We start from the raw sequence: 13,481 nt of genomic DNA, 5'->3' as shown, positions 1-13,481 counted from the left end.
GGGGACTGAATTGAAAACCAAAACGAAACGTATCTTATTCACCTTATCTGCCATATTGCTTGTTCTGCTCTTTGTTCAAATCTACTACAATGATGTCATGTCCCGCTCCTGGGAGAAAGAGCGGGCAGCCGTTCAGGCTGCAAGGCAATATGGCGGACTTGGCAAGGTCGAGAAAACCTACCGCTCCGTGTGGGATGAGAACAGTAATTACTGGGTTGCTTCCGGGCTGGACACCAAGGGTGAGAACATTATGGTATGGGTGAAATTCACGAAGGACGGGGTGCCTGCAGGAGGGGACTTTGTGCATGCAGAGTCTTTGAAGGATGGCATGAGTGAGAAGCAGATGTCCTCCCTGATTTCCAGCCAGTTTCCGGAAGTCTCAATGCTGCGTCTCGTTCCCGGAATGTACGAGAATGAATATGTCTGGCAGCTTCATTTCCGTGATGAAGGCAAGACAGGCTACCGTTTCTTTCGATTCGCCGATGGTGAACCGATCGGAGAAGATATTATATTACCGAATCCATAAGCATGAATAAACACGCGCCTTTCATGCAGAGGCAGCGTGTTTATTGGTGTGCAATACTATGAATGCGCTTACAACAAATTGTTTTCAATATTTTCACAGTTGTAAATGAAATCGTATATATAATGTGATATACTCTTATTTGTATTCAAAACTACTATGTCGTAAATGCTATAATGATATACTTTCCTATGTACACTTTATGTAGAGAGGATGAACTGACCTTGAAGCTCCGCATATTTCCCATCTTGCTGTCAGTTGTCGTTTCGGCTTCCGTGCTTTTTGGAGGCTGGTTTCTGTACCGTCACTATGCTCTTCAGAATCCTATTGCTCAAGTCCTGTCACAATATGAGGGAGTCAATGACTCTCAGATAGATATTAAACGCAATACGGTCACTTTGAAACTCGATTTACAGCCAGAAACCGATCTTCGGGATTTGGTGTCCCAGATCCAGAAGGAAGGTAAAAGCGTCATTGACCAGCGGGAGCTGATGATCGAGGTGGCTGATCATTCCTCGGAAGTGCTGAATGAGTGGTGGGACAGCGCCATGCTCTCCGTCGCCCAGGCTATGGATAACCGGCAGTATACCGATATTCAAACCGCATTGAACCAGCTGGCCGATCAAAGGCCGAACCTGAAAGCGGTCGCGCAAATTGATGATCAGAACGTGTATGTCAGCCTGTCCGATGGAACCTCGGGCAAGTTTATAATCCTGCCGCGTCATCCCGGCACAATGGAGGTATGGAATCATGCCTAAATGGAGTAAGGAAGCGTTGATTGGCTTTGTTCCTGTATTGTTTATATTTATGGCATTTATCGGCTTGAACGTGGTGCCGATTCTGATCGCGGCTGCTTTGGTCGGGGCCCTGTTTATGGTCCTTAAGATGAGAGGCGGAATCGCAGTAGGGGCCGGCAACGATCGGAAACGGAAGAAAGCGGCGCCCGCGAAGCTGACCTTTGAAGAGATCGGCGGTCAGGACAATGCCAAGCAGGAACTCCGGGAAGCACTGGATTTTCTGAACCGGCATGAAGAGATCAAGAAGTTCGGCATTCGGCCGCTGAAGGGGATTTTGCTGACAGGCCCTCCGGGAACCGGGAAGACCTTGATGGCGAAGGCGGCGGCGCATTACACGAACTCGGTCTTCGTCGCTGCCTCAGGCAGTGAGTTTGTCGAAATGTATGTCGGTGTCGGTGCGGGACGGATTCGTGACTTGTTTAAGGATGCACGGACACGGGCATCCAAAGAGAATAAGCAAAGCGCCATTATTTTTATAGACGAGATCGATGTCATCGGGGGAAAGCGTGAAGGCGGACAGCAGCGGGAGTATGACCAGACCTTGAACCAGCTGCTTACAGAAATGGACGGAATTTATTCCTCGGAGTCGCCGAAGATTCTCGTCATTGCAGCTACTAACCGCAAGGAAATGCTGGACAGCGCCTTGCTTCGCCCGGGACGCTTTGACCGTCATATTCAGGTAGACCTGCCTGACAAGAAGGGGCGTTCTCATATTCTGAATCTGCATGCCGGCAACAAGCCGCTGCACCCGAATGTGGATCTGGACAAAATTGCGGAAGAAGCCTATGGCTTCTCTGGTGCGCAGCTCGAAAGTGTCATGAACGAAGCCGCAATCTACACGATGCGTGAAAATAGTGAAATGATTCATCACCGCCATTTATCCATGGCGATTGACAAGGTAATGATGGGGGAACGCTCCGACCGGGAATCGAATCTCGAAGAGAAAAAGAGAGTAGCTATTCACGAGCTGGGTCATGCCATTATGGCAGAGCTCGTTCGTCCAGGCAGCGTAAAGCAGGTTGCTTTAAGCCCGCGGGGTAAGGCACTGGGCTATGTCCGGCACAATCCGCAGCAGGAGCAGTACTTGTACACGAAGTCTTTTTTGGAGGAACAGATTATGATTGCGCTCGCGGGAGCCGCCTCTGAAGAAATTTATTATGGGGGACGCAGCACGGGCTCTAGCAACGACTTCGAGCAATCCATTTCGATCGTAGAGACGATGATGAAGTCCGGCCTGACTTCGCTTGGCATCGTCAATATGAATATGGTTACGACCGAAGAGCTGATGAAAGAGAATAATACGATTCTGGAGGAGCTTATGGGCCGCACGAAGCAGCTGCTGCTACAGCATCATCAGATCTTTGATCACTCTCTGGACATTCTGATGAGAGAAGAGATTTTATCCGGCGAGCAATTCCGTTGTCAATTCCGTGAAAACACGCTTCAGCCAGCATAATTCTTATGCTTGGCTGTTTTTTTTTACTTTTTGAGCGTGCTAAGATATTATTATATTCCGTGCCCGTATAAATGTATGTTTACAGAAAGAAGGGTACAATAAAGTATAGGATGTTAAGGAAAGGGTGGAGTAAACCATGTACTTCAAAAAAATCGGCGTAATCGGCGGAGGGACGATGGGCCAGGGCATTGCTGAAATGCTTGCCGCTAAAGGCCTCGATGTCATGCTGGTTGAGAAAACGCCAGAAAAGCTTGAGTACTCTTATCATATGATTGAGACCAGTCTGGATAAGCAGCTGGAGCGCTGGGGAATTACCCAGGCAGAGAAGAAGCTCATTCTGGGCCGCATTCAGAAGGTGACGCATTTTGCGGAGCTGGGGACCTGTGACATGGTTATCGAAACGATTACAGAGGATCTGGATGCTAAGAGAGCCGTATTTGAGCAGCTGGACCAGGTTTGCCCGGCTCACATTATACTTGCCAGCAATACCTCCTCGCTCAGCTTAACCGAGCTGGCCAGCTCAACCATGTATCCCGAGCGGGTCATTGGCATGCACTTTATCCATCCGGTATCGAAGGTCGATCTGGTCGAAATTATCCGAGGTCTCAAAACCTCTGAAAATACCTTTACTGAAACCAAACGCTTCGTAGAAGAGGTAGTGGAGAAAAAAGGCATCATGGTTTACGAGTCCCCGGGCTTTGTATCAAGCCGCATGATCTGCCTCCTGATTAATGAAGCACTCCATCTTCTGCAGGAGGGTGTTGCTTCGCCAGAGGATATTGACGATGCCATGCGGATCGGCTACAGCTTCCAGCACGGACCACTGGAAATGGCGGACCGGTTCGGCCTGGACTCTGTACTGGCAGCACTGCAGCGGATGTTCCGGGAATTTGGTGAGCTTAAGTACCGTCCATCCATTGTATTAAAAAAGATGGTGCGTGCAGGTCATCTGGGTGTCAAGACCGGAGAAGGCTTCTTTAAGTATGATAAGGACGGTGACCGGCTGTGAAAATATTAGTCATTAACGCGGGAAGCTCTTCCCTGAAATATCAGCTGTACAATATGAATGATGAATCGGTTCTGGCCAAAGGCCTGGTGGAAAGAATCGGAATGGATTCTTCAATATTGACGCACAAGCCTGCAGGGAAACAGGAGGTCAGTGAGGTTAGTGAAATTCTGGAGCATATTACCGCGATCCGTAAGGTGCTGAGCATGCTGACCCATGAGGAGCATGGTGTGATTGCTTCTATTGAAGAGATTCAGGCGGTCGGCCATCGTGTGGTACACGGCGGTGAAGCCTTTAAGGCGTCTGCGCTCGTGGATGATGCTGCCAAAGCCGAGATTCGTCGCTTGTTTGATCTGGCGCCGCTGCACAACCCTGCCTCGATGATGGGGATCAAGGCTGCCGAAACTAACATGCCGAATGTGCCTCAGGTTGTCGTATTTGATACGGCCTTCCATCAGACGATGCCTGAAAAATCTTACCTGTACGCCATTCCAAGAGTTCTTTATAATAAGTATAAAGTCCGCCGTTACGGCGCTCATGGCACGTCCCACGAATATGTAAGCCAAGCGGCTGCGACGTTCCTGGACAAGCCTATTGAGGAGCTCAAAATCATCACCTGCCATATCGGAAACGGGGCTTCCGTCACGGCTGTGCAGGGCGGTCAGTCTGTAGATACCTCCATGGGCATGACGCCGCTGGAAGGTCTTATGATGGGAACACGCAGCGGTGATTTAGATCCTGCGATCGTACCTTATGTAATGAATAAAGAAGAGCTGAGCGTTAGCGAAGTCAATTCCATGCTGAACAAGCACAGCGGCCTGCTGGCGATTTCCGGTGTGAGCAGTGATATGCGGGAAATTACCGAGGGCATGGATAAGGGCGAAGCCAATGCGACACTGGCGTTCGAGATGTATGAATATCGTCTGCGTAAATATATCGGCTCTTATGCCGCGGCCATGAATGGAGTCGATGTGCTCGTATTTACGGCAGGTGTAGGCGAGAATTCCGTAGTTCTTCGTCAAAAGGTGCTGGAGCAGCTGACCTTCCTTGGCGTCAAGCTGGATGCAGAGCTGAACGCCATTCGTTCCGGAGAACCGAGACGGATTTCTGCACCGGATTCCCGTGTAGAGGTGCTCGTGATTCCGACGAACGAAGAGCTGGTTATTGCCAGGGATACCCATAACATCGTAACAGCGGCTAATCAACAGTAGCAGTTTAAGGAGAGAACAAGCATGACCACCAAAAGTGTAATTTCTCAAGTTCATCAGCATGCAGGAGAGACCGTAAGGATTGGAGCCTGGATTCAGAACAAGCGATCCAGCGGCAAGATCCAGTTTCTGCAGCTGCGGGATGGAACCGGATATATTCAGGGTGTCGTTGTCAAAAGTGAAGTGTCAGAGCAGCTATGGAATGATGCGAAGAGTCTGACTCAGGAAAGCTCACTATACGTGACCGGCATCATTCGGGAAGAGCCGCGCAGTCAGTCCGGCTATGAAATGACAATTACCGAGATCGAAATTATTCATATTACAGAGAATTATCCAATTACTCCGAAAGAGCATGGCGTAGACTTCCTGATGGATCACCGCCATTTGTGGCTTCGCAGCCAGAAGCAGCGCGCCGTCATGGTTATTCGGGCAGAGATTATCCGCGCGGTGCAGCAATATTTTGACAATAACGGCTTTACATTGGTGGACCCTCCAATTCTGACGCCGACATCGGCAGAGGGAACGACCAATTTGTTTCACACGAAATATTTTGAAGAGGATGCTTATTTGACGCAGAGCGGTCAGCTGTATATGGAAGCCGCTGCGATGGCGTTGGGTAAAGTGTACTCCTTCGGTCCGACGTTCCGTGCTGAGAAATCCAAGACGCGCAGACACCTGATTGAGTTCTGGATGATCGAGCCGGAAATGGCGTTTACGGATCATGAGGAAAGCCTCAAGGTCCAGGAGGCGTTTATCAGCCATGTTGTGCAGTCAGTCGTCAAGAACTGCCGCAAAGAGCTGGAAGCGATCGGTCGGGACGTGGCGAAGCTGGAAGTCATCCAGGCTCCATTCCCGCGAATTACGTATGATGAAGCGATTTCCTTCCTTCAATCAGAGGGCCATGAAATTTCCTGGGGCGAGGATTTTGGAGCGCCGCATGAAACTGCGATTGCTGAGAAGTATGAGAAGCCAGTGTTTATTACTCATTATCCTGCCGCAATTAAAGCCTTCTATATGAAGCCGGATCCGAATCGTCCTGAGGTTGTACTATGTGCGGATATGATTGCCCCAGAGGGCTATGGCGAGATTATTGGCGGATCTCAGCGGATTGATGATCCCAAACTGCTGGAGGAACGCTTCAAGGAGCATGAGCTGTCCATGGAAAACTACCAGTGGTACATGGACCTTAGAACCTATGGTACCGTGCCGCATTCCGGTTTTGGCCTGGGACTGGAGCGGACTGTAGCCTGGATTTGCGGATTGGATCACGTGCGTGAAACTATTCCGTTCCCTCGAACGCTTTACAGGCTGTACCCTTGATTTACATGGCGAACCAAAGACAGTCACAGGAACAGGTACAGAGCTCTTCCCAAGCTTGGGCTGACGGTGCCGCAGCGGGAATGCAGCAGGGCGTTACGCTGCTTCCGTATGCTTTATTGCGGAATTATCGAAGAGCCGGTCTTAGCGACAGGGAGTGTATGCTGCTCATTCATCTGCTGTCGTTTCAGCAGAATGAACAGAATGCATTTCCATCCCTGGAAGAGCTTCAGGCAGTGACCGGCACGCCGATGGAGGCGATCGCAGAGCAGCTGCAGAAGCTCATGAAGGCGCAGTGGATCACCATTGATGAATTCAGGGATCCGAACGCCGGCATTCAGTATGAGCGTTACAATCTGCAAGGAGTCTATGAGAAGCTTGCGGCGCTGCTGTCTTCACAGCAGTCCTCCCCGCCGGAGATGATGCCTAAGCCAGGCCAGCGCTTCTCGGAAGAGTCTCGTGCCGCAGAGGCCTGGCCGCCTGCTGAGCAGCCCGTGAAGGAGGAACGTAATCTGTTCCGGATATTTGAACGGGAGTTTGGCCGCCCCTTGTCTCCCATGGAGCTGGAGACGATCTCGGGCTGGCTGGATCAGGATCGCTATCCTGATGAGCTGATTCTGCTCGCGCTGAAAGAAGCCGTATTCGCGGGCAAGGTTCATTTCAGGTACATCGACCGGATTTTGCTGGAATGGAGTCGGAATCGGGTGCGCAATGCCGAAGAGGCCAGAGCCTATGCCCAGAAGTTCCGTAACATCGGCAGGTAATATACGTCAAGCAGCCGGCCAGTTTGGCTGGTGCGTAAGTAAATACTCGCCGTCTCGAGCCCTCTGGTGGGTTTGAGGCGGCGGTTTTTTTTATCACAATGTCATGGAGCAGCGGCTTGCTCGTTTCCTTGCGCGATTCAGCGGTTATAAAGAGCTATAGCATACTTTTTGGAAGCAGCTATTATATAGAGAGAGGGGCTGGAGAGATGTACAAAGCGTATTGGAAGGAAAGCGTGATCTATGAAATTTATCCTCGCAGCTTTATGGACAGCGATGGAGATGGAGTCGGTGATTTGGCGGGACTAATCTCTAAAGCGAATTATATTCAAGATCTGGGAGTGGATACGGTATGGCTCACGCCAATCTATGCTTCTCCCAATGTAGATTACGGCTATGACATTTCCGACTATTACGAGATCCAGCCCGAATATGGCACAATGGACGACTTCAAGCGGCTTGTCCACGAAATGCATGAGCGGGGAATCCGGGTGCTTATGGATTTAGTGTTAAATCACACCTCGGATCAGCATCCCTGGTTTCAGCAGTCCCGCTCAGCAGCAGACAACCCGTATCGAGACTATTACATATGGCGTCCCGCCAACAGTGATGGCGGCCCTCCTAACAACTGGACCTCTTATCTCGGGACTCCAGCCTGGACCTGGGATGATCAGGCAGAGCAGTATTATTTGCACCTGTACAATGCCAGACAGCCGGACCTGAACTGGGATTATCCTCCGCTGAGGCAGCAGATGTACAAGATGATGAGATTTTGGCTGGAGCTCGGCATTGACGGTTTTCGTCTGGATGCCATAAACTCATTGTCCAAGGATCAGCGGTTTCCGGATACCAATCAGGAGAAGCTTCAGGCGAATGGTGACATTTTCACTAAAAACGGACCTCATATTCATACCTATCTGCAGGAAATGAATGAGGAGGTGTTCAGTCATTACCCTATTTTTACAGCTGGAGAGGCATCGAAGGTAAGAAATCAAGATGTGCTGATGTATACTCACCCCGCCCGGCACGAAATGAATATGATTTTATCTCCGGAAGCAGCAACCTTAGGACGTTCTCGGGAGGATGAGTTTCAGAGCCAGAACTGGACCTTAGAGGACCTGCGAAGTGTCTTAAGCCGATGGCAGAAGGACATCGGTGAAGATGGGGGCTGGTTCGGCATCTATGTCAGCAACCATGATCAGCAAAGGATGGTGGATACCTTTGGAGACCCGGAGACATACCGGGTGGAATCGGCCAAAATGATCGCTACGCTGCTGATGACGCTGCGAGGTACGCCTTTTATTTTTCAGGGAGAAGAGCTAGGTATGATTCACAATCCCTTGCTGCAGGAGATCGGGGATTTCAAGGATCAGCAATCTCTGTCGTACTATCAGTTGATGGTTGAGGAGCGCGGAGAAGACAAAGAGAAGATCATGCAGCGAATCCGCCGTCAATCAAGGGACCATGCCAGGACGCCGTTGCCGTGGAACGAAAGTGATCAAGGCGGGTTTACCACGGGGCAGCCATGGCTGCCGGTGCATCCCAAGCACCAAGAGCTTCACACGGAGTTGCAAACACAAGATCCTCATTCCGTACTGAATTACTATAAATCGATCATCCGGCTGCGGAAGGAGCACGAGACCCTCGTCTACGGCGATTTCAAATGGGTGCTGGAGGATCACCGCCAAATCCTAGCTTATATGCGCTGGATGGAGGATGAGGCATGGCTGGTCCTGTTGAACTTTACGGGAGAGGAAGCCGGCTATGAGCTCTCCTGTGCTGAGGTGGCATGGGCAGAACAGGCTGTCTTTGTCATCGGAAGCTACAGGGATCACAGCGATTGTACGACGGGTTTGGAGCGTAATGGACGTCTTCTGCCTTATGAAGCGGTTGTTTACCGGGCAAGTGGTATGAGAGAATGAATCATTAAGCATTAGAAAGTTGGAGTGATGATGGATTTCAAGAAGCTAAGGCATGAGATGGCAGAGGTGGATCTGCGAAGCTGCCTCATTAGCTGCAGAGGAGAGCTGCAATTCCAGTATTACCGGGATGCGGCTGCAGAAAAGGAGCCGGCCAAAATCAATTCCTGTACGAAGAGCATTCTGTCCGCGCTAATTTGTATCGCTATGGATCAAAAGATTTTGCCGGGAGCAGGCACGCCGGTCTCGACATTTTTTCCACAGCTTGCAGCGTCGGAAGACAGGGACAAAGCGGAGATGACGCTGGAGCATCTCTTGACGATGTCGTCCGGCATAAGCTGGACTGAATTTGGCGGTCCCAAATCATTTCCGCGAATGACGAGATCCCCCGACTGGATTCAATTTGTGCTGGAGCAGCCGCTGTGTGAGGTGCCGGGCAGCCGGTTTGAATATAATTCGGGTAATTCTCAGGTGCTGTCTGGAATTCTGATGAAGGCGTCGGGGCTGCCTACGGCTGTTTTTGCACAGGAGCAGCTTTTTCGTCCACTCGGAATTGAACAATACGCGTGGGAAATGGATCCGCAAGGGGTGCATACCGGCGGCTACGGACTGAAGCTGACACCGAAGTCATTGCTGCATTTCGGCCAGCTGTATTTGCAAAAAGGGTGCTTTGACGGGACTCAGCTCATCTCAGAGCGTCTGCTGCAGCAGTCTATAGAGCCCAGGATGGCCACAGAGCCGCCGCGCTCCGGGCATTATGCCTGGCATTGGTGGGTGGACACGTTTAGGGACGAGAGGAGCGAAGGTTCTGGCTTTGGACAAGGGGTAGAGCTGTCCTATTACTATGCCCGCGGCTTCGGGGGGCAATTTGTGTATGTCCTTCCCCAGCTGGAGACCGTTGTTGTTCTTACGGAGGATAAGCGGAAGAAAGACCGTCATAAGATCGATATTTTCCGTCAATGGATTGTGCCGCTGCTGGTGCAGGAAATGCATATATCATAAGAACAAGAGCTGCCTTTAAGATACAGGATCTTGGCAGGCAGCCCTTGGCTTGGAGTACTGGTTATTTTGCTGGGCGGGCGGCGTCCAGCAGCAATTTTTTGTACAAGTATTCAAAAATGAATTCAAAGGCCTCCAAATGCCGCTTGGCTTCAAAGGCATTCTTGCCCCAGGCATAAATTCCATGATTGCGAAGTACAATTCCCGGGATGGTCTGGTTCAATACGCCCGGTACGAGCTTGGCAATACTCGGGATATCTGCGTAATTCGGGAGCACCGGAATGGAGATGCTGGCATCCTCCTCCCAAATATTGAACGCTTTAATAAGCTCGATGCTCTGGGCGGGCACGAAGCCCTCCTCGCCATAATATTCACTGATGAGGTTATTATACACGGTGTGCACGTGAAAAATCGCACCACAGCCTGTTTCACGGTAAATCTCACAATGGATCAAGGTTTCCGCGCTGGGCTTCAGTGCCGTGGCTTGAGCGGGCTTGCCGTTCTGATCCACAAACAAATAATCCTCTGGCGTATGGGCAGACTTGTCTTTACCGCTTGCAGTGATCGCAAAGTGAAAGTCCTCCCGGTCAAACTCACCCACACGGACGGACAGATTGCCGCTCGTGCCGGGAAACCAGCCCCGCTGTGCAAACAGCTCCTTCACCTGTCTCAGCTCTTGAAGGGCGCCTTGCTTCTCTTCTAGAGTAATCTCTGAAAATCTCATTTATCATACCCCCTGAAGCGTCTTCTGCTTCATATCCTCAATGATATCGTGGAACGTTTGAAATGGAACATGCTGAACCCCGAGCTCCTCACACCGCTTGGTCAGTGTAGAGCGCGAGTACACCAGATCGGCGATCTTGGCTCCTTCGAAATCAGTAATGCTGTCCCCAATTAAAATACGGTAATATTGATCGGAAGGGAATTGTTTCATCACGGTCACCTTACACATCCCGCACTGATTGGTGCAGCTGCCTTCACAAGGATGAGGCCAGGTAATCGTAATCTGGGACTGGCTAAAGTCAGCACTGTTACAGTAAATCTGCTCCTCCGGAATATGAAACGGCTCCAGAAGCGGTTTAACGAAGAAGTCGATCCCGCCGCTCGTTACATAAAACGGGATTCTGTGGTCCTGCAGATGCTGCAAATATTCTTGAAAGCCTTCACGAATGACGGCCTGCTCTAACGCGAAGCTCTTGATCTCCTCACGCCGGGAGGAAGGGAAGAGGGCAAACATGCGTCCGACGCCTTCTTTGATAGAGATCTGCCGCTCCACTGTAGCGCGCATCACTTCCTCATAGCCCTCCGGCAAAAAATGCTTCATAATCTCGACAATGTTATCATTGTCTGTAATCGTGCCGTCGAAGTCGCAAAAGACGACAGGCTGCTTGTTCATCATCATGCTGTATTATTCTCCTCCCCAAAGTTCCAGTGCAGCTTTCAGCTCCGGGTGAGCCTCGGCATATTCGGACAGCGGGACTCCATGCATGGCAGCGTCAATGGCCTGCACAAAGGCTTGCCCGCCGGCCTCTGTCCCCAAAGGATGACCATGTATGCCTCCCCCTGCGTTCACCACCACGTCTCTGCCAAAATCACGAATGATTTTAGGTACGAGTCCAGGGTGAATGCCAGCGGATGGAACAGGCATGCTCCGTTTAACCCCAAGGGCTGTTGTATGCAGCTCGTCCCGGATCGACAGATTTTCTTCCCGAGGCATGGTGACCGAGCCATATGGTGAAGGGAACAGCACCAGATCGGCTCCTGCCAGCCGCATCAGCTGGCCCAGCAGAACGGGCGCGGCAATGCCATAATGAGGCGACGGATACATGGCTCCGGCGAGAGCAGGATGCGCCATAATAGGAACCGTAATTTCGGGGTCCGCACTCAGCTCCTGCAGGACGTCATAGCCATAGGACAGCACGTTAAACAGGAGGGCATTGGCTCCGGCATCAATGGCTCGCAGCGCCTGATCCCGAAGCTGAAAGGTCCGTCCGGTAAGATTGGCCGCGTAAAGGAGCTTGCGTCCGGTTTCCTGCTCAACAATGTTCGCTGACTCGATGCACAGACGAACTCGGGTCGTAATCGGGGTCAGGTCATTCTCGAAAAGAATTTCGTCATCCTTAACGAGATCTACACCGCCTTGTGCCTGTCTCATAAATTGTTCCCGAAGCTCGGCAGCACTCAGACCGATCACGGATTTGAAAATACTCATCAGGAGCGGCCGATCATTCACGCCCAACAGCTCGCGGATGCCGTCAATGCCGAACTTGGGGCCCGGAAAAGAGGATAGAAAATCAGACGAAAGGTCTAGATGGGTCAGCTTGATCCGGCCATCCATAGATATTTTACCGAACACGGTGACGAGCAGCGCCGGAATGTCCCGGCTGAAATTAATATCCGGGTAAGCAATGCGAATGTCGGCGTAACGGGTGCCGGCAGAGCCGTCCGGGGATTCGTGAACCTCAACAGCGTACACCTCACCCAGATGCTTCTTCATCGCATCCCGTTTGGCCTGTGGAAGCTCCGTCCAGCTGCCAACGGTCATACCGACCGCGATGGACTGGGCTTTTTTATGAAAATCGGCATGGTCATCATGGATACGATACGTTGCAATACAGTAGCTCATTGGGCTTGTCCTTTCAGCGCAGCGCCCATTTCCCGGGAGCGCTCGGCGCAGCGATTTACAGCAGCAATAACCGTTTCAAAAAAGTCTCCCTGATCCAGGCGCTCCAGGGCAGCTTGGGTCGATCCATTCGGAGATGTGATCTTGGCCCGCAGCGCAGAAGGCTGCTCCCCGGTCACCTGAACCATGCGGGCCGCGCCCATGATGGTCTGCAGCGTCAGCTCATGGCTCTGCTCCGCAGTCAGGCCGCCTCGGATTCCGGCCGCTGTCATGGCTTCCATCATGTAGTAGAAGTAAGCGGGTCCGCTGCCGGAGATCCCGGTCAGAACATCCATCTTGTCTTCATCTATGACGGTGACATCCCCGACAGCCTGAAACAGAGTCATTACGAGACTGCGCATATCCTCTGTCATCTCTTTAGAGAAGGATAGCCCGGTCGAGCCCAGGCCGATCGAGCTGGATGTGTTCGGCATGGTCCGCGCCAGCGGCTGGTTTTGCCCCAGCAGAGTTTGGGTGGTCTGTATTGATAAGCCGGCAATTACCGAGACGAGCAGCTGATCTGGTGACAGAAATGCTCCGAGCTCTTTCAGCGCTTTGGCCGCATCCTTGGGCTTCATCGCGAGGACGATCACTGGACTTGCGGCTAAGATCTCACGCTTGGCCTGCGGATCATTCTCCGTGCGGACTCCGTATCGCTGCTGCAGCTCTTGCAGACGCTGGAGGTTGCTCCGGTTCAGCATCGTAATATTCTCGGGTTCAATAACATGGCGTTGGGTCAGGCCTTTGACGATCGCTTCCGCCATGGAGCCGGCACCGTAGAAGGTAAGGGCTTTATCAATTAAAGGGCGGTTCTGGGGAGATTGACACACAGA

The 13,481-nt window shown here is 51.4% G+C and carries 13 protein-coding genes; 9 read left to right on the top strand and 4 right to left on the bottom strand.

Annotated features, from left to right (window positions below; translation table 11 throughout):
• The first annotated feature begins 10 nt into the window (after positions 1-10).
• The 9 genes from JJQ72_RS03990 (at position 11) to JJQ72_RS03950 (ending at position 9,989) form a co-directional block, all read left to right on the top strand.
• On the top strand, positions 11-526 hold the full coding sequence (locus JJQ72_RS03990; RefSeq protein WP_138225606.1) for a cell wall elongation regulator TseB-like domain-containing protein: 516 nt from the start codon (positions 11-13) through the stop codon (positions 524-526).
• A gap of 221 nt (positions 527-747) precedes the next feature.
• Complete coding sequence (locus JJQ72_RS03985; protein ID WP_208202840.1) at positions 748-1,281, top strand: cation transporter; 534 nt, start codon at positions 748-750, stop codon at positions 1,279-1,281.
• The gene (locus JJQ72_RS03980) at positions 1,274-2,776 is read left to right on the top strand and encodes an AAA family ATPase (protein WP_208202839.1); all 1,503 of its coding nucleotides are present in this window, start codon (positions 1,274-1,276) and stop codon (positions 2,774-2,776) included. The genes JJQ72_RS03985 and JJQ72_RS03980 overlap by 8 nt, the downstream gene beginning before the upstream one ends.
• 136 nt (positions 2,777-2,912) lie before the next feature.
• The gene (locus JJQ72_RS03975) at positions 2,913-3,785 is read left to right on the top strand and encodes a 3-hydroxyacyl-CoA dehydrogenase family protein (RefSeq protein WP_138225609.1); all 873 of its coding nucleotides are present in this window, start codon (positions 2,913-2,915) and stop codon (positions 3,783-3,785) included.
• On the top strand, positions 3,782-4,993 hold the full coding sequence (locus JJQ72_RS03970; protein WP_138225610.1) for an acetate/propionate family kinase: 1,212 nt from the start codon (positions 3,782-3,784) through the stop codon (positions 4,991-4,993). Before JJQ72_RS03975 ends, JJQ72_RS03970 begins: the two co-directional genes overlap by 4 nt.
• A gap of 21 nt (positions 4,994-5,014) precedes the next feature.
• The gene (asnS, locus tag JJQ72_RS03965; protein ID WP_138225611.1) at positions 5,015-6,310 is read left to right on the top strand and encodes an asparagine--tRNA ligase; all 1,296 of its coding nucleotides are present in this window, start codon (positions 5,015-5,017) and stop codon (positions 6,308-6,310) included.
• A gap of 5 nt (positions 6,311-6,315) precedes the next feature.
• Positions 6,316-7,071, top strand: a complete 756-nt coding sequence (locus JJQ72_RS03960; RefSeq protein WP_208202838.1) for a DnaD domain-containing protein — start codon at positions 6,316-6,318, stop codon at positions 7,069-7,071.
• A 206-nt stretch (positions 7,072-7,277) separates the two neighbouring features.
• On the top strand, positions 7,278-8,990 hold the full coding sequence (locus JJQ72_RS03955; protein ID WP_208202837.1) for a glycoside hydrolase family 13 protein: 1,713 nt from the start codon (positions 7,278-7,280) through the stop codon (positions 8,988-8,990).
• A 27-nt stretch (positions 8,991-9,017) separates the two neighbouring features.
• Positions 9,018-9,989, top strand: a complete 972-nt coding sequence (locus tag JJQ72_RS03950; RefSeq protein WP_208202836.1) for a serine hydrolase domain-containing protein — start codon at positions 9,018-9,020, stop codon at positions 9,987-9,989.
• Between the two features lie 61 nt (positions 9,990-10,050).
• Here the strand turns inward: JJQ72_RS03950 and mtnB are convergent, their stop codons facing one another.
• Genes mtnB through proC form a run of 4 tightly spaced genes read right to left on the bottom strand, consistent with a single transcriptional unit; the run spans position 10,051 to position 13,478 of the window.
• Positions 10,051-10,710, bottom strand: a complete 660-nt coding sequence (gene mtnB / locus JJQ72_RS03945; protein WP_208202835.1) for a methylthioribulose 1-phosphate dehydratase — start codon at positions 10,708-10,710, stop codon at positions 10,051-10,053.
• Positions 10,711-10,713: 3 nt separating this feature from the next.
• Positions 10,714-11,388, bottom strand: a complete 675-nt coding sequence (locus JJQ72_RS03940) for a 2-hydroxy-3-keto-5-methylthiopentenyl-1-phosphate phosphatase (RefSeq protein ID WP_208202834.1) — start codon at positions 11,386-11,388, stop codon at positions 10,714-10,716.
• A gap of 6 nt (positions 11,389-11,394) precedes the next feature.
• The gene (locus JJQ72_RS03935; RefSeq protein WP_138225616.1) at positions 11,395-12,612 is read right to left on the bottom strand and encodes a 2,3-diketo-5-methylthiopentyl-1-phosphate enolase; all 1,218 of its coding nucleotides are present in this window, start codon (positions 12,610-12,612) and stop codon (positions 11,395-11,397) included.
• Complete coding sequence (gene proC, locus JJQ72_RS03930) at positions 12,609-13,478, bottom strand: pyrroline-5-carboxylate reductase (protein ID WP_138225617.1); 870 nt, start codon at positions 13,476-13,478, stop codon at positions 12,609-12,611. The genes JJQ72_RS03935 and proC overlap by 4 nt, the downstream gene beginning before the upstream one ends.
• Between the last annotated feature and the right edge of the window lie 3 nt (positions 13,479-13,481).

It is taken from the genome of Paenibacillus sp. F411, assembly GCF_017582705.1.
GTDB classification, from domain to species: domain Bacteria; phylum Bacillota; class Bacilli; order Paenibacillales; family Paenibacillaceae; genus Paenibacillus_AQ; species Paenibacillus_AQ algicola.
This window is presented reverse-complemented; position numbering and strand designations above follow the sequence as displayed.

What these genes read in the sequence shown, in the direction of transcription:
- JJQ72_RS03980 (WP_208202839.1), top strand. Translation starts at nt 1,274, where the DNA reads ATGCCTAAATGGAGTAAGGAAGCGTTGATTGGCTTTGTTCCTGTATTG.
- JJQ72_RS03975 (WP_138225609.1), top strand. Translation starts at nt 2,913, where the DNA reads ATGTACTTCAAAAAAATCGGCGTAATCGGCGGAGGGACGATGGGCCAG.
- asnS (WP_138225611.1), top strand. Translation starts at nt 5,015, where the DNA reads ATGACCACCAAAAGTGTAATTTCTCAAGTTCATCAGCATGCAGGAGAG.
- JJQ72_RS03960 (WP_208202838.1), top strand. Translation starts at nt 6,316, where the DNA reads ATGGCGAACCAAAGACAGTCACAGGAACAGGTACAGAGCTCTTCCCAA.
- JJQ72_RS03955 (WP_208202837.1), top strand. Translation starts at nt 7,278, where the DNA reads ATGTACAAAGCGTATTGGAAGGAAAGCGTGATCTATGAAATTTATCCT.
- JJQ72_RS03950 (WP_208202836.1), top strand. Translation starts at nt 9,018, where the DNA reads ATGATGGATTTCAAGAAGCTAAGGCATGAGATGGCAGAGGTGGATCTG.
- mtnB (WP_208202835.1), bottom strand. Translation starts at nt 10,710, where the DNA reads ATGAGATTTTCAGAGATTACTCTAGAAGAGAAGCAAGGCGCCCTTCAA.
- JJQ72_RS03940 (WP_208202834.1), bottom strand. Translation starts at nt 11,388, where the DNA reads ATGATGATGAACAAGCAGCCTGTCGTCTTTTGCGACTTCGACGGCACG.
- JJQ72_RS03935 (WP_138225616.1), bottom strand. Translation starts at nt 12,612, where the DNA reads ATGAGCTACTGTATTGCAACGTATCGTATCCATGATGACCATGCCGAT.